Genomic DNA, 16303 nt, shown 5'->3' with positions numbered 1-16303 from the left:
GGCAGGTTGCCGCCCCGTCTTTATTAAGACGGCTTGATGAGCCGGATCAAAACAGCAATAGTCATGGGGCATTCTATTTTGGGGCGAGGGATATGACGGCAAGTGTTGAACTGAACGACGTGACGATGGATTTCGCCAATTACCGCGCGGTCGACAACGTATCTGTCAAAGTGAATCCCGGCGAATTCTTTTCCTTTCTCGGACCATCGGGCTGCGGCAAGACCACCATCTTGCGCATGGTCTCGGGCTTCATCGAGCCGACGCAGGGCAAGGTGCTGATCGGCGACAAGGACATGAAGGGCATCGGGCCTAACAAGCGCCCGACGGCCATGATCTTTCAAAATCTCGCACTGTTTCCGTTGATGACGGTATGGGAGAATATTTCATTCGGCCTTGAAGTGCGCGGCGTGAGCAAGGCCAAGCGCCGTGAAAAGGCCGAAGAGCTGCTCAACCTGGTTGAGCTGCCCGGCGTGGGCGACCGTTTTGCCTCGCAGCTTTCCGGCGGCCAGCGCCAGCGCGTGGCGATTGCCCGCGCACTTGCCGTGGAACCGGAAGTGATGCTGCTCGACGAGCCGCTTTCCGCACTGGACTTGAAGCTGCGCCAGCATATGCGCGCTGAGCTGCGCGCCATCCAGAAGCGCACCAATGTGACTTTCATCTACATCACCCACGATCAGGGCGAAGCCTTGGCGATGTCTGACCGCGTGGCGGTCATGAGCCGCGGCAAGATCCAGCAAGTAGATGTGCCGCAGAAAATCTACAACAATCCAGCCAATGGCTTTGTGGCGTCCTTCGTCGGCGAGAACAACAAGTTCACCGGTCAGGTTAGCAGTAGTTCCAAAGGCGAAGGCAAATTCAAGACCGAAGTGGGTGAATTTGCTGTGACGCTGGGCGAAGGCGTGGACAAGAATTCCAAATGCCGGCTCTATGTTCGCCCTGAACATATGGGTTTTGCCGCCAAGCCCAGGGCTGGCAGCAATTCGCTTCCCGTCACGGTGGAAGGCGTGTCCTTCGAGGGCAATTTTGCCACCGTGTTCATGCGCGACAAGAAGGGCCACAAGCTTTCTGCTGAAGTGCGCAACGACGTCTCCAACCCGCCACCTCCGGCCGGCACATCCACCAACATCACCTTTGAGCAGAATAAGGCCCTCGCCTTGCTTGATTCAGAGGCTGTTGCCTATGAGGAAAAGGAGTAAGGCATGAGCGAGCTTTTCCGGCGTTACGGCAGCGGCATTACTTATACCGCCATTGGCCTCACGGCCTTCTGGTTGCTCGTTCTGGTGATCCTTCCCTATGCAGGCCTGTTTGAACAATCGTTCCGGCCCTATCTGCCGGTGACCGAGATTAACGGACCCAACGACCATTATTTCCTGAACAATTATCTGGTGCTGTTCAGCAATGCGCAGGACATGACATTTGGCATTGGCGGCGCTGAAGTCACAATTCCGCTGCCCATTCACTTGTGGGTGTTCTTCATCACCATTGTCTACAGCTGCCTTGCCACATTGCTCGTGCTGCTGATCTGCTACCCCATCGCCTATTGTCTGGCGAAGGTGATGCCCCAATCGCTCCTGCCCACCTATTTGCTTTTGCTGGTCATTCCGCTGTGGGTGTCCGAGTTGATGCGGTCTTTCTCGTGGTACATCATACTGTCGCTGAAAGGTCCGCTTACCATCGTGTTGCAGAGCCTTGGTATCATCACGGATCCCATTCACTGGACGTGGGGGATGAATGGTTATTCCGGTATCATGATAGGTCTCGTTTATACCTATATCCTGTTCATGCTTTTCCCGATGTACAACGCGATGACTTCGCTGGATTCGAACCAGATTGAAGCCGCCGAGGATTTGGGGGCCGGGATTTTCCGCAAGCATTGGCGGGTGATCATGCCGCATTGCAAGCCCGGTATCGCGTCTGGTTGCGTGACAGTGTTCATGCTGTCGGCCAGCTCGCTTCTCGTGCCTTCGCTTCTGGCATCGCCCAAGTCGCGGTGGTTCACCGAGGTAATCCAGCAATGGATGTTTGAAACCCATGACTGGAATGCCGGTGCGGCCTATGCCTTCATCCTGCTGTTCACCTGCACGGCGTTTGTGACGATTATGATGCGTGTGTTCAAGGTCGGCTTTGCCGACATCGCGAAGTGAGAGTAGGGCGCTGATGGCAACGAAACCAACACATGCGGTCTTGCAGGCCTATTCCTACGTCTTCCTGATCTATCTTCTGCTGCCGCTCATTGTGATGTGCGGGGCGGCCTTCAACGATTCACGCTTCCCTACTGTCTTGCCGTGGAATGGTTTTACCTGGCGGTGGTTTGCCGAATTATATAATGACGCCACCATCTGGCAGGCCACCGCCAATACCGGCATGGTTGCCCTTGCGGTGGTTGCCCTCTCGGTTCCCATCGGCACGGCGGGTGCCATTCTGGTCAACAGCCTGAAGGGCAGAAGCCGGACATTGCTCTATGCAACTATGATTGCGCCTATCCTGACGCCGGGTGCCGTCATCGGCATTTCAACATTGCTCTTTTGGTACAAGTTCAACGCGCCGGCCGGCCTGCAAATCTCGGTGCTGGCACAGACGAGCTTCATTGCCGCGTATGTAATGCTGATGGTTCTGGCACGGTTGCAGAGTTTTGATGGGGCGCTGGAAGAAGCAGCTCTCGATCTGGGTGCATCGCATGCGCAGATGTTGCGCCGCATTTTGCTGCCCCATCTCTATCCGGCGATTGCGGCCGGCGCTGTGCTGGCATTTTTCCAGTCAGTGGAAAATTTCAATGCCACACAGTTCACTCGTGGTGCCTCGACGACGTTGACCGTTTATGTCGGGTCAAAAGTACGGACCGGCATCACGCCATCGATCTGCGCTTTGGCAGCCATCATGATTGGCATCACCATTGTGGGTGCAATCATTTATGAAATCATCCGCCGTACTAATCTTGCCAAGGCCCAAGCGCTTCAAGCCGCGCAATGAAGATCAAGAGTCTCGAGACCTTCACCAACCGCTTTGTTGGTTTCACACGGCTGACGGCTGAAGATGGGTCGCAGGGCTGGGGCCAGGTTTCGACTTACAATTCCGATCTGACCTGCGAAATTCTGCACCGACAAGTCGCACCTTACGCGCTAGGCCGCAATACGGATGACCTCGATGATATTCTGGCCACCAGCGGCGAGAAGGAACACAAATTTCCGGGCTCGTATCTGCGCCGTGCGATGACGGGGCTTGATACCGCAGTGTGGGACTGGCGCGGCAAGCAGGCGGGAAAGCCGGTGGTTTCACTGCTCGGCGGCACACCCGGCAAGTTGCGCGCCTATGCCTCTTCGATGAAGCGCGACATCACGCCGGAAGATGAGGCCAAGCGTTTTCTCAAGCTGCGCGATGAAAAGGGTTTTGATGCCTTCAAATGGCGCGTGGGTGCGGAGACGGGCCGCGACAAGGATGAATGGGAAGGGCGCACCGAGAAAGTGGTGCCCTATGTGGCCAAGGCCTTGGGCGACGGGATCGACAAGCTGGTCGATGCCAATTCCTGTTATTCGCCGAACAAGGCGATTGAAGTGGGCCGCATGCTGGAGGCCAATGGCATCGGGCATTATGAAGAGCCGTGCCCCTATTGGGAATTCGAGCAGACCAAGCAAGTCGCTGATGCGCTCGATATTGATGTGACGGGTGGCGAGCAGGATTGCGAATTCAGCGCCTGGAAAACCATGATCGGCATGCGCGCGGTGGACATTGTACAGCCAGACATCATGTATCTGGGTGGCATCTCGCGCACGCTGCATGTGTGCAAGATGGCGGAAGCTGCGGGAATGAAAGTCACGCCACATGCGGCCAATATGGGCCTCGTCACGATGTGCACCATGCATCTGCTGAAGGCCATTCGCAATGCCGGGAAGTATCTCGAATTCTCGATTGAGGGTCTGGATTATTATCCGTGGCAGGACGGCTTGTTCCTCGGTGATCCCTACAGGATCGAAAATGGCCATGCGGTGATTACCGATGCACCGGGCTGGGGTGTTGAGATCAATCCGGCCTGGCTGGACAAAGCTGAATACAAGATCAGCGAAGTGGCCTAACTAAAGGCAGCTTTCCGCCAGTTTCAGCAGATAGGTCTCGCACAAAGCGAGCTGGCTTTCCTCGACATATTCATCCGGCTTGTGGGCTTGCTCAATATTGCCGGGGCCGCAGATCACCGATGGAATGCCGATGGATTGGAACAGGCCGGCTTCGGTGCAGTAAGACACGGCATGGGTGGCATTGGCGCCGGCAGCGTGAAGTGCGAGATGTTCAGCCTCTGAATCCGGTTCCGGCATCAGGCCCGGCACTTCGTTGATGGATTTCGTTGAAATGCCCACATCCTGCGCCACGGCTTTCATGCCGGGTTCAAGCTTGAGGCGCAGCGCTTCCAACCGTGCCGGAACCAGATTGCGATCGGCATTGGGAAGCAGGCGCGTCTCCCACTGGAATTCGCAATGGCGCGGAATGATGTTCTTGGCTGTGCCGCCCTTGATGAGGCCCACATGGATGGTGGAATAGGGCGGATCATAGCGGCCCGATGGATCACCGATGGCGATCAATTCCTGGCGCAGGCTGTTGATCTCGGTCAGCACCTCGCCTGCCACCATGATGGCGTTGACGCCTTGGTCGGTCAGGCTGGAATGGGCCTCGTGGCCTTTGATTTCTGTGTTGAAAGTGACGGCACTCTTGTGGCCATTGACCACTTTCATCAACGTGGGTTCACCGATAAAGGCGGCGCGCGGCTGTTTCAGATGATCGCGCAGATGGGCGAGCAGGGGGCGGACACCGCGGCAACCCACTTCCTCGTCGCAAGACAAAGCGAGGTGAATGGGTGTTTTTAATTTCATTTTGATGAAGCGCGGCACCAAGGCCAGGGCAACGGCGATGAAGCCTTTCATGTCGGCCGTGCCGCGGCCATAGAGTTTGCCGCCCCGTTCAGTGAGCGTGAAAGGATCGCTCTGCCAATCCTGCCCATCGACAGGCACCACATCGGTATGGCCGGAGAGCACGATGCCGCCCGCCACATCGGGGCCAATCGTGGCATAGAGATTGGTCTTGCGGCCATCTTCGTAATCTACGCGGATGTAAGGCACGCCGAATTGATCGAGATAGTTTTCGACAAAATCGATGAGCGGCAGGTTGGACAAGCGCGAGGTTGTGTCAAAGCGCACCAGTTCTGCCAGCATGTCACGCGCCGAAAAGACTTTCATCAATTCACGCTGTGCCGGTCAAAGCGGCTGTCCAGCGAGAAGGCGGGAATGGCAGCGTCGAAATGCTGGCCCGCTTCATCCACCATGCCATAGGTTCCGACCATCACGCCGGATGGCGTGGCCAGTGGGCAGCCCGATGAATAGGTGTAGCTGTCATTGGGGCTGATGCGCGGTTGTTCGCCGATGACGCCGGGGCCTTTCACTTCCTGCCTGCTGCCATTACCGTCGGTGATGATCCAGTGGCGGGTCAGCAATTGCACCGGCTCATCGCCCAGATTGGCAATGGTGATCGTATAGGCCCAAACGAATCTGTCATTCTCCGGGCGTGATTGATCCTCGAGGAACTGTGGCTTGGCGGTGATTTCGATATTGCGGGTGACGGCGCGGTACATGAAGCCATTTTAGCTGGTCGAGGGCCCACACTCAAAGAAAAACCCCGGCATTGCCGCCGGGGTTTCCTTAACTCTTATCGGTATGGAAGGCTTACGCCATCCACCAACGTTCCCAGCAATAACCGCCGTCATCGTCGAAGTCCGAGTTGAATTCGTTGTGGCCAATCTTGGTAGACATGGCGCCAACGAAGTTGTTGTACATGAGAACAACCTGGCCGCCGTCATCATGCACCAGCTGTTGGGCTTCGGCATATTGAGCAGCACGCTTCTTCTCATCCGTTTCAGCGCGAGCGGCAATGAGCAGCTCGTTGAAGCGCGGGTTCTTCCAGTTCGTGTCGTTCCAGGCAGCGTCAGCAGCCAGGGAAACCGAGAGGAACATGTCGGCCACGGGGCGGCCGCCCCAATAGCAGAGGCACCACGGCTTCTTGAGCCAAACGTTGTCCCAATAGCTGTCGTTCGGCTCACGGACCACGTTGATCTCGATGCCAGCCTTCTTGGCCTGTTCAGCCATCAGAAGGGCGCTATCAACACCGCCAGCGAAGGCAGCATCCGAAGCAGAAAGGTCAACCTTCAGGTTTTCCAAACCGGCCTTCTTGAGCAGCGACTTGGCCTTGTCCGGATCATAGGTATAGACCGGCTCTGGGTTAATCGCGTATTTCATCGAAGTCGAGATCGGGTTGTCATTGCCCGGGGTGCCGTAACCATAGAGGACCTTGTCCACCAGTTCCTGGCGGTCGATGGCATATTTGATCGCCTGGCGCACTTCGAGCTTGTCGAAGGGTGCAGAATCCACATGCATCGGTGCCGTGTAGTGGGCGAAACCAGCCTGGTTATAGAGCTCGGTATCCGGAGCGCTCTTCAGCTGATCAATGGTCTTGAGGTCGGCGCGGTTGATGTAGTGCACTTCGCCCGAGAGATAGGCGTTGGTGCGGGCCGCGACGTCCACGATCGACAACATTTCGACAGTGTCGAAATAGGTGTCCTTGAAGTAGTTCTTGTTACGCTCGCCCAAGATGCGAACGCCGGGTTCAAAGTTCTTGATCGAATAGGGGCCAGCGCCGATGCCCTTTTCCCAATCGATCTTGCCGTCCTTCGATGGATAGATGCCCAGGTGATAATCAGTGAGCAGGAAAGGGAAGTCGGCATTGCCGCCCTTCAGTTGAAAGATCACCGTGTCGGGACCATCGGTCTTGACGCTGGTGACAGACGAGAGAACCGACTTGGCGGGCGACTTCGAGTCGGCGCTAATGTGGTAGTTGATGGTGTTCACCACGTCTTCGGCGGTCAGCGTGCGGCCGTCATGATAGGTGATGCCCTTGCGGATCTTGAACACCCACTTCTGGGCGCCATCAGAAGGCTCGAAGCTTTCAGCAACGTGCGGAACGGCGTTGTTCTTGTTATCCACCTGGGTCAGCGGAGCAGCAAAGAGCGACTTGCCGAAATGGAAGGTGAAGCCGTTCGACCAGGTGGCCGGATCGAGCGAGTCAGTGGTCTGGCCGTGGCCGCAACCAAACTTGAAGTCGCCGCCCTTCTTCGGTGCGGCGCGTGCAGCGGTGCTGAACAGAGCCTGCGAAGCGGATACCGTGAGGCCTGCCGCCATGGCAACCTGCATGAAATCACGCCTGGAAAGCTTGCCCTGGCCGACGGCGCGGCTCATGGCAGCAAGTTTATGATCGAATTCAGTCATTAAATGTTCTCCTCATTAGTGAAGCAACTGAGGTCTCGTAGCTCATCCAAAGGCAGCGAACCCTGTGCTGCCCCAAGCCAAAGAACTTGACTCTCCCCTTGATAAAATCCGGCTATGCGCCCGATTTCTGGCAGCTATGCTTGCATGGGTTTGGGCCATGGTCAATGCAAAATCAGGTGATGAATTTGTGACTGTCTTACGGGCTTGCAAGATTTTCACTTTCGCCCCTATTGTCCTCAAACGGTGAGCAATTTGGAGGCCGTCATGCGGCAAACTCTGGTTGAAAAGGCGATTGTTTCAGTAGCGGCGCGGCTTTTGCCGAAAGGCTTCAAGGGCAGCCTGGACGTGACGCTACCGTCCGGTCGCGTCTTCACGCTCGGCGGGGTTGAGCCGGGCGAGAAGGCCGATCTCACCCTACGCAACTTCAAGGTGATCTGGGCCTCGGTCCGCCGCGCCCAGCTCGGGTTTTTCGAGCGTTACCTGGCGGGCGACATCGAGAGCAAGGACCCGACCGCCTTTTTCCGCTTCTACCTGCAGAACCGGGCCGGGCTGGACAATGCGTCGGGCATGTTCCGCGCCAGCGTTTTTGACAAGATCTGGCACCGGCTGCGCGACAATACTGCTGCGGGCTCGAAGGAAAACATCTCGGCGCATTACGACCTCGGCAATGAATTCTACAAGCTCTGGCTGGACGACACGATGAGCTATTCCTCCGCCATTTTTGACAGCAAGGCCAACAGTCTTGAGGCCGCGCAAAAGCTGAAATACCAAAGGGTGCTGGAAGCGGCGGAAGTCAAAAAAGGCTCCAAGGTCCTGGAAATCGGTTGTGGCTGGGGCGGGTTTGCCGAAATGGCAGCCAAGGCTGGCGCGTCTTTGCGTGGCATCACGCTGTCCAAGGAACAGTTGGCATTCGCCAAAGAACGCATGGACAAGCAAGGTCTGTCGAAGAACACCGAGCTGGTGTTTGAAGACTACCGCGACACGACCGGCGTCTATGACGCCATTGCCTCGATTGAAATGATTGAAGCAGTAGGTGAGCCACATTGGCCCGCCTATTTCAAGACGCTGTTCAACCGGCTGAAGCCTGGCGGTGCGGCGGCCATCCAGGGCATCACCATTCTGGAAGAGAATTTCCCGGCCTACAAATCGGGCGTCGATTTCATCCAGCGTTATGTATTTCCGGGCGGCATGCTGCTGACCAAGGACATCATGCGCGAACAGACGCAGAAGGCTGGGCTGTTGCTGGAAAAGATTGAGACCTTTGGCCAGAGCTATGCTGAAACCCTGTTGCAGTGGCGCCAGCGCTTCGATGCCGCCTGGCCGCAGATCAAGCCGCTGGGCTTTGATGAGCGTTTCCGGAAATTGTGGACGCTGTATCTCTGTTATTGCGAGGCCGGTTTCGCCGAAGGCGTGATCGACGTTGGCATCTACAAGATCAGGAAGCCGGCGTAATTCCTAACGCTGGCTCTTCTTCCATTTCGGATTGATCCAGGGCTCCAGATTGGACGGCGCGAGCGGCTGCTTGCCCAGAATGTGATCGGCGGCCTTTTCGCCAATCATCAGCGTGGGTGCGTTGAGATTGCCATTGGTCACTTGCGGCATGATGGAGGAATCCACCACGCGCAGGTTTTCCATACCGATGACACGGCATTGCGGATCAACCACCGCCATCTTGTCCTTCACCGATCCCATCCGGCAGGTGCCACACGGATGGTAGGCGCTTTCGGCATGTTCCTTGATGAAGGCGTCAAGTTGGGCATCGCTCACAACTCCAGAGCCGGGCTGAATTTCGTCGCCGGCAAAAGGCTTCATCGCCTCCTGTTGAAACAGTTCGCGGGTCAGGCGCATGCAGGCGCGGAATTCTTTCCAGTCATCAGGATGCGACATATAGTTGAAGAAGATTTCCGGGTTCTGCCTGGGGTCCGGCGATTTGATGTGGATATGGCCGCGCGATTTTGAACGCATCGGCCCCACATGGACCTGGAAGCCGTGGCCATCCACGGCGGCGGTGCCGTCATAGCGCATGGCGGCGGGCAGGAAATGATATTGGATATTGGGATATTCAATTCCTGCGGCTGAGCGGATGAAGCCGCAGCTTTCGAAATGGTTGGTGGCGCCGAGGCCGGTACCGAACAACAGCCATTCCAGACCGATCATGCCCTTGGAAATCAGGCCGAGCTTGCTGTTGAGGGTGACGGGCTGCAGGCTGCGCAGCTGAAAATAGACTTCCAGATGGTCCTGCAGATTGGCGCCCACACCGGGAAGCGCGTGGACGACATCGACGCCGGCTTTTTTCAACACCGCAGGTGCGCCGATGCCGGAGCGTTCCAGCAGAGCGGGTGAATTGATTGTGGAGGCCGAGACAATGACATCGCGGCGCGCAAAGGCACGCTTGATCTCGCCGCCTTGTTCATATTCAACGCCGACGGCCTTTTTGCCTTCCAGCAGAATGCGCCGGGCGAAGGCGCGGCCTTCCAGACCGATCCGGCCTTTTTTGAAGGCGGGCCAGAGATAGGCATTGGCAGCTGACCAGCGCACACCCTTGTGCACCGTCATTTCCATGTCGGCGAAGCCTTCCTGCTGCTGGCCATTATAGTCGGGCGTGACCGGATAACCGGCTTGCCGGCCTGCCTCGATAAAAGCTTTGTAGAGCGGATTGCGGCGGTTGCCGCGTTTCACATAAAGCGGGCCATCCTTGCCGCGCCAGGCGGGGTCGCCCTCCGCAACATTTTCCTGCCGTTTGAAATAGGGCAGCACATCGGCATAGGCCCATCCGGTGGCGCCCATATCGGACCAAGTGTCAAAATCGCGCGCATGGCCGCGCACATAGACCATGCCATTGATCGAGGATGAGCCGCCGAACACCTTGCCGCGCGGGGTGACCAGCTTGCGGTTGTTGAGATTGGGTTCCACTTCCGTTTCGAAGCCCCAATTATAGAGGCCCATATTCATTGGGTAAGATAGGGCTGATGGCATCTGGATGAGTGGGCCGATATCGCTGCCGCCATATTCCAGCACCAGCACCGTATGCTTCGCGTCAGCCGACAGCCGCGACGCCAGCACCGAGCCTGCGGAGCCCGAACCGATGATGATGAAATCTGTTGTATTGCCGTCTTGCCGCGCCATGGACCAATCCCTCAAGCCGTTCTCGCGCAGGGCGTGGCGATGGAGAGCGTTGCTTGCGACATTTGATGACGCACTTGCGGCAGCGCACACCGGGATGCTTGCGGCATAGGGTGGTTTTGCGACATTGTTTGCGCAGAGGGATTTGCATGGAAATTATACCGGCGGGCGAGACTGTCTTTGAATGGGTGAATGAAGAGGGCAGCTCGCCGTTCGTGCTGGTCTGTGAACACGCTTCAAACCTTGTGCCCGCGGGATTGAACCGGCTGGGCCTAAGTGAGGCCGATCTCAACCGACACATCGCCTATGACATTGGTGCGGCCGGAACCGCTCGGTTGTTGTCGCGGCTGCTGGATGCGCCACTTATTCTGCAGCGGTTCTCACGGCTGATCTATGATTGCAACCGCCCGCCGGAAGCGCCCGGTGCCATGCCGGAGGTGAGCGAGGTCTTCGACATTCCTGGCAACAAGAATCTCAGCGCAGAAGCCAGACTGGCCCGCACGCAGCAGGTTTACCGGCCCTTCAACCATGCTTTGGAAGTGCATCTTGATGACCGTGCGGCGCGGGCCCAACCCACTGCAGTGATCTCGATCCATTCCTTCACCCGCATCTACAAGGACAAGCGCCGTGAGGTTGATCTGGGCCTGTTGTTTGACCGGGATGCCTGGCTGGCCCAGCAGCTGGTGAAATCCTACCCTGATGTGGCGACCAAGCTGAATGAGCCTTACGGCCCGAAAGACGGCGTGATGCATCTGTTGAATTTACATGCAGCTCCGCGCGGGCTGCATCACTTGATGATTGAAATCTGCAATGATCTCCTTGAGACTGAACGTAATCAACAACAATGGGCGCAACGGCTGTCCGTGCCTTTGATCCAGGCAGCCATAAAATTGGGAGGGGAAAAAATATGAGCAACGGAATGCTGACTTTGGAACAGCTGAAGGCCGAGGTGAAGGCCGGAACCATCGACACGGTTGTGTGCGCTTTGGTGGATATGCAGGGCCGCCTGATCGGCAAGCGCTTCCATGCCGCATACTTTGCGGACGGTGGTTATGAAGAGACCCATGGCTGCAACTATCTGCTCGGTGTTGATATCGAAATGGAGCCGGTGCCGGGTTACAAGGCCACGTCCTGGGAAAAGGGTTATGGCGATTTCATCCTGAAGCCAGATCTCTCAACCATGCGCAAGACGCCGTGGCTGCCGGGCACTGCGCTGGTAATCTGCGATGTGCTGGACCATCACACCCACGAAGATACGCCGCATTCGCCCCGCGCAATGCTGAAGAAGCAGCTGAAGCGCCTCGAGGCGATGAAGATGAAGGCCTACATGGCCTCGGAACTGGAATTCTTCCTGTTCGACGACACCTATGAACAGGCCTTCCACAAAGGCTACCGCAACCTCAAGACTGCTGGCTATTACATCGAGGATTACAACATCCTGCAGACCTCGAAGGAAGAGGTTTACATGCGTGCGCTGCGCAACGGCTTGGCCGGTGCGGGCATCATTGTGGAAAATTCGAAGGGCGAATGGGGCCCAGGCCAGGAAGAAATCAACGTCAAGTATGATGAAGCGCTGCGCATGGCCGATACCCATGCGATCATCAAGAACAGCGCCAAGGAAATTGCTTACGGCGTAGGCAAGGCTGTGTCCTTCATGGCCAAGTGGGATTACGGCATGGCCGGCAATTCCTCGCACATCCATCAGTCGCTGTGGTCGATCGATGGCAAGACCTCGCATTTCCAGGACAAGGCCGGCGAACACGGCATGTCGCCGATGATGAAGCAATATCTGGCTGGACAGCTCGCGCATTCCGCCGAGATCACCTATTTCCTCGCGCCCTACATGAACTCCTACAAGCGTTTCATGGCCGGTACATTCGCGCCGACCCGCGCGGTGTGGAGCTTTGATAACCGTACCGCAGGTTTCCGCATCTGCGGCGCCGACACCAAGGCGATCCGTGTCGAGTGCCGCGTGGGCGGTGCCGATCTCAATCCCTATCTGGCCTTTGCAGCTCTCATCGCTGCCGGCCTTGATGGCATCGAGAAGAAGATGGAGCTGGAGCCGGTGGCCTCAGGCGATGTCTATGACACGTCGCGCAAGCTGCGTGAAATCCCCAAGACGCTGCGTGAAGCGACGACGCTGCTGGACGAATCCAAATTCCTGCGCTCGGTGATGGGCGATGATGTGGTCGATCATTATGTTCACACGGCGAAGTGGGAGCAGTTTGAGTTTGACCGCCGCATCACCGATCTTGAACTCAAGCGCGGCTTCGAGCGGTACTGATCATGGCGGCAGGCATTACGGCGTTATCGCCAGTTGACGGCTCGGTCGTCGCCAAGCGGAAGTTTGCTTCCAAAAAGGAAGTGAATGCAGCATTCCTTGCAGCGCGCGATGCGCAGAAGGATTGGCGCAATCTTTCCATTGCTGAACGTGCAAAATATTGCACGGCGGCGGTGGATGCCATGCTGGCGATGAAGGATGAGATCATTCCCGAACTCGCCTGGCAAATGGGCCGCCCGGTGCGCTATGGCGCGGGTGAATTGCGCGGCTTTGAAGAACGCGCCAGGCACATGATTTCCATTGCTGCGTCTTCGCTGGAAAATGTGGTGCCTGATCCCAAGGCCGGGTTTACGCGGTTCATCAAGCGCGAGCCTCTGGGCGTGGTGTTCACCATTGCGCCGTGGAACTATCCCTATCTCACCGCCGTCAATTCGATTATTCCTGCTCTCATGGCGGGCAATGCGGTGGTGCTGAAACATGCGTCGCATACGCTGCTGGTGGGCGAGCGTTTCGCCAAGGCCTTTGCCAAGGCGGGCTTGCCCAAGGGCCTGTTCCACAATCTGGTGATGAGCCATGAGCAGGCTTCCGAAGTGATCTCGTCGAAGCTGGCCAATATGGTGTGTTTCACCGGCTCTGTGCCGGGCGGCAAGGCGATTGAGCGTGCTGCTGCAGGCCATTTCCTGTCGGTGGGCCTTGAGCTCGGCGGCAAGGACCCGGCCTATGTGCGCTCCGATGCCAATCTGTCCCATGCGGTTGAGAATCTGGTCGATGGCGCCTTCTTCAATTCGGGGCAGAGCTGCTGCGGCATTGAACGCATCTATGTGCACAAGTCATTGTACAAGGATTTCGTCGATGGCGCTGTGGCGCTGACCAAGGGTTATGTGCTGGGGTCGCCACTGGAAGAAGCCACGACCTTGGGCCCGATGATCAAGGCCGATGCCGCTTCCTTTGTGCGCAAGCAGATTGCCTCTGCCGTGCGCGCTGGCGCAAAGGCTCACATTGATGAGAAGGCTTTTGCCGCCAGCAAAAAGGGTACGCCCTACCTCGCGCCGCAAATCCTCACCGATGTGAACCATCAGATGAGTGTGATGCGCGATGAGAGCTTTGGGCCGGTTGTCGGCATCATGAAGGTTTCTTCCGATGAAGAGGCCGTGCAGCTGATGAATGATTCCGAATTCGGCCTCACCGCCGCGATCTGGACGTCTGATGCCGGTGCCGCACAGGCTATCGGCGAGAAGGTCGAAACCGGTACGGTGTTCATGAACCGCTGCGACTATCTAGATCCGGCGTTGACCTGGACGGGGGTCAAGAATACGGGCCGGGGAGCCACTTTGTCCGCGCTCGGCTATGAGGCGTTGACCCGGCCGAAGAGTTTCCACTTGAGAACAAAAATCTGAGGATGATGCGATGACCATTCCGAACCGCAATTTTAACTATCCGACCGCCATCAAATTCGGCGCAGGCCGCGTCAAGGAACTGGCTGATCTGTGCAAGGCCAATGGCATCAAGCGCCCGCTGTTCGTGACTGATCCTGGCCTTGCGGCCTCGCCGATGGTGGCAGATATCCTGGCCGATCTGAAGGCTGCCGGCCTACCCGTTCAGCTGTTCTCCGATGTGCGGCCCAATCCGGTGGAGGCCAATATCATTGCGGGCGTGAAGGCCTACAAGATGGGCATGCATGATGGCGTGATTGCCTTTGGTGGCGGTTCGGGCCTCGACATCGGCAAGATGATTGCCCTCATGCATGGCCAGTCGATCTCGGTGTTCGATCTGGAGGACATTGGGGATTGGTGGACGCGCGCTGATGCATCCCGGATCTCGCCGATCATTGCTGTCCCCACCACGGCAGGTACGGGTTCCGAAGTAGGCCGCGCAGGTGTGGTGACGCATCCCGACACGCATGAGAAGAAGGTCATCTTCCATCCGGCGATCATGCCGAAAGTGGCACTGCTTGATCCGGAACTCACTGTCGGTTTGCCAGCCAAGCTCACGGCGGCCACGGGCTTTGACGCGCTGGCGCATTGCATCGAAGCTTACTCTGCACCGTTTTATCATCCGCTGTCCAAAGGCATCGCGCTGGAAGGCATGCTTTTGATCAAGGACAACCTGGCCACCGCTGTGAAGAAGCCCAAGGATCTGGATGCACGCGGCAACATGCTCATGGCCTCCACCATGGGCGCCACGGCGTTCCAGCGCGGCCTTGGCGCCGTCCACGCACTATCTCATCCGATTGGCGGGCTTTATGATGCGCATCACGGGTTGCTCAACGGCATTGTGCTGCCTTATGTGCTCGTCGCCAACCGCAAGAAGATCGAGAAGGATTTTGCGCGTGCGGCTGCCTATCTTGAGATCAAGGGCGGCTTTGATGGTTTCCTGAAATGGGTTCTGGCTTTGCGCAAGGACCTCGGCATTCCACATACGCTGGCAGACATTGGCATCGATACCAAACGTCTCGGCGAGGTGGCAGCGATGGCGATCAAGGATCCGTCCGCCGGCGGCAACCCGATCCAGTTCACCGAAAAGCAGTACAAGGCTCTCGCCAAGAAATGCGTTGAGGGTGAACTCTAGGCCTGATATTTCGTCGACTCAGAATAGGCCCTCACAAAATCTATTGCGCCATAGAGAACTTCGTCGCTGACGTGGAATAGAGCACATTTTTAGAAAATGTGACGCCAGATTTCCGTTGGGGCGAATGCTTCGCGCTAATCTTCACCATATGCGTGAAGAAGAGCTGCGGAAATACACTGAACCTTGAGATTTCCTGATCTATTTTGAGTTGCGCTACGTTCTGAGACGATGATGAACAACTCACTCCTTATGCTTGGCACCGACAAAAGCACGACATGGATCGTGTATAATGATCTTGTTTCCCGCTTTGGTCCCTTTCCCATCCTCATTGAGGATGGAGTTTCAAAGCGCAATCTGATTAAACTCCGTATGAAGAGAATTGGTGTTATGCCTGTGGTCAGCCAACTGGCTTTTGTTGCTTTGATCAGGCCTGTGTTGCGGCTTATGAGTGCAAAGCGTTTAAACTATCTCAGCCGCCTTCACGGTCTGGAGTCGACGCCTCCGGTCAGTGACTTCATCCACCGTGTCAGCAGTGTGAATGGTGATGAATGTCGTGTGCTGCTGCAGAAATACAGGCCTGAAGTGGTGGTGGTGAACGGCACACGTATCATCGGCAAAAAGACGTTGGGCAGTGTGAAAACTACATTCATCAATACCCATCAGGGTATCACGCCGCGCTATCGTGGTGCGCATGGTGCATATTGGGCGTTGGCCGAAAACCGCCGCACTGAATGTGGTGTGACAGTGCATCTGGTGGATGCAGGCATTGATACCGGCAATATCATCACCCAGGTACCGATTGAACCGGGGCCGGAAGATAATTTCATTACCTATCCCCTCTTGCAGACCGCAGCAGCGCTTGAGCACGTTGCCAATGCCGTGAAGGCGGTATGGAAAAAGCAGGTTAAGTCGCACCCTATCACAGATGATGGCCTCGTTTGGTATCATCCCGGCTTCTTCCAATATATCCGAGGTGCATTACGCGGCGTTTGGTGAGTTTCGAATAATTCATTCAAAACGGGCGTGATCT

Annotated in this window: 14 protein-coding genes; 10 read left to right on the top strand and 4 right to left on the bottom strand. The window is 56.7% G+C overall.

All coding sequences use genetic code 11. The annotated features are described in order from the left end of the window. Positions 1-92 precede the first annotated feature (92 nt). The 4 genes from F8B91_RS14685 to F8B91_RS14670 are packed head-to-tail and all read left to right on the top strand — an operon-like array spanning position 93 to position 4070. The gene (locus F8B91_RS14685) at positions 93-1196 is read left to right on the top strand and encodes an ABC transporter ATP-binding protein (RefSeq protein WP_196504596.1); all 1104 of its coding nucleotides are present in this window, start codon (positions 93-95) and stop codon (positions 1194-1196) included. Positions 1197-1199: 3 nt separating this feature from the next. Next, positions 1200-2144 carry an ABC transporter permease gene (locus tag F8B91_RS14680; protein WP_196504595.1) on the top strand — a complete coding sequence of 315 codons (945 nt, stop codon included), beginning with the start codon at positions 1200-1202 and terminating at the stop codon, positions 2142-2144. Between the two features lie 13 nt (positions 2145-2157). Beyond that, the gene (locus tag F8B91_RS14675) at positions 2158-2970 is read left to right on the top strand and encodes an ABC transporter permease (RefSeq protein ID WP_196504594.1); all 813 of its coding nucleotides are present in this window, start codon (positions 2158-2160) and stop codon (positions 2968-2970) included. Next, positions 2967-4070 carry a mandelate racemase/muconate lactonizing enzyme family protein gene (locus tag F8B91_RS14670; RefSeq protein ID WP_196504593.1) on the top strand — a complete coding sequence of 368 codons (1104 nt, stop codon included), beginning with the start codon at positions 2967-2969 and terminating at the stop codon, positions 4068-4070. Before F8B91_RS14675 ends, F8B91_RS14670 begins: the two co-directional genes overlap by 4 nt. On the opposite strand, the gene argE is transcribed toward F8B91_RS14670, so the two are convergent. The 3 genes from argE to F8B91_RS14655 all read right to left on the bottom strand — a co-directional run bounded on the left by argE (position 4071) and on the right by F8B91_RS14655 (position 7301). After that, the gene (gene argE, locus F8B91_RS14665; protein ID WP_196504592.1) at positions 4071-5222 is read right to left on the bottom strand and encodes an acetylornithine deacetylase; all 1152 of its coding nucleotides are present in this window, start codon (positions 5220-5222) and stop codon (positions 4071-4073) included. Further along, positions 5222-5614, bottom strand: coding sequence for a Co2+/Mg2+ efflux protein ApaG (gene apaG, locus F8B91_RS14660; RefSeq protein WP_196504591.1), 393 nt, complete (start codon positions 5612-5614; stop codon positions 5222-5224). The genes argE and apaG overlap by 1 nt, the downstream gene beginning before the upstream one ends. A gap of 91 nt (positions 5615-5705) precedes the next feature. After that, positions 5706-7301 (bottom strand): ABC transporter substrate-binding protein, encoded by a 1596-nt coding sequence (locus F8B91_RS14655; protein ID WP_196504590.1) that lies wholly within the window; start codon positions 7299-7301, stop codon positions 5706-5708. A 264-nt stretch (positions 7302-7565) separates the two neighbouring features. Between F8B91_RS14655 and F8B91_RS14650 the strand changes: the two genes are divergently transcribed. Then, positions 7566-8753: an SAM-dependent methyltransferase gene (locus tag F8B91_RS14650; protein ID WP_196504589.1), complete on the top strand. Its 1188-nt coding sequence runs from the start codon at positions 7566-7568 to the stop codon at positions 8751-8753. Positions 8754-8756: 3 nt separating this feature from the next. Here F8B91_RS14650 and betA read toward each other — a convergent pair whose 3' ends face one another. Further along, positions 8757-10427 carry a choline dehydrogenase gene (betA, locus tag F8B91_RS14645; RefSeq protein WP_196504588.1) on the bottom strand — a complete coding sequence of 557 codons (1671 nt, stop codon included), beginning with the start codon at positions 10425-10427 and terminating at the stop codon, positions 8757-8759. 146 nt (positions 10428-10573) lie between these two features. On the opposite strand from betA, the gene F8B91_RS14640 reads away from it, so the two are divergent. The 5 genes from F8B91_RS14640 (at position 10574) to F8B91_RS14620 (ending at position 16269) form a co-directional block, all read left to right on the top strand. Beyond that, positions 10574-11335: an N-formylglutamate amidohydrolase gene (locus F8B91_RS14640; RefSeq protein ID WP_196504587.1), complete on the top strand. Its 762-nt coding sequence runs from the start codon at positions 10574-10576 to the stop codon at positions 11333-11335. Continuing rightward, the gene (locus tag F8B91_RS14635) at positions 11332-12708 is read left to right on the top strand and encodes a glutamine synthetase family protein (protein WP_196504586.1); all 1377 of its coding nucleotides are present in this window, start codon (positions 11332-11334) and stop codon (positions 12706-12708) included. The genes F8B91_RS14640 and F8B91_RS14635 overlap by 4 nt, the downstream gene beginning before the upstream one ends. A 2-nt stretch (positions 12709-12710) precedes the next feature. Further along, complete coding sequence (locus tag F8B91_RS14630) at positions 12711-14102, top strand: aldehyde dehydrogenase family protein (RefSeq protein ID WP_196504585.1); 1392 nt, start codon at positions 12711-12713, stop codon at positions 14100-14102. 10 nt (positions 14103-14112) lie between these two features. Further along, positions 14113-15273: an iron-containing alcohol dehydrogenase gene (locus F8B91_RS14625; RefSeq protein ID WP_196504584.1), complete on the top strand. Its 1161-nt coding sequence runs from the start codon at positions 14113-14115 to the stop codon at positions 15271-15273. Between the two features lie 231 nt (positions 15274-15504). Then, positions 15505-16269, top strand: coding sequence for a formyl transferase (locus tag F8B91_RS14620; protein ID WP_196504583.1), 765 nt, complete (start codon positions 15505-15507; stop codon positions 16267-16269). Positions 16270-16303: the final 34 nt, after the last annotated feature.

It is taken from the genome of Aestuariivirga litoralis (genome assembly GCF_015714715.1).
Lineage (GTDB): Bacteria > Pseudomonadota > Alphaproteobacteria > Rhizobiales > Aestuariivirgaceae > Aestuariivirga > Aestuariivirga litoralis_A.
Note: the sequence above shows the minus strand (reverse complement) of the source record. Positions and strands in the feature narration are given on the sequence as shown.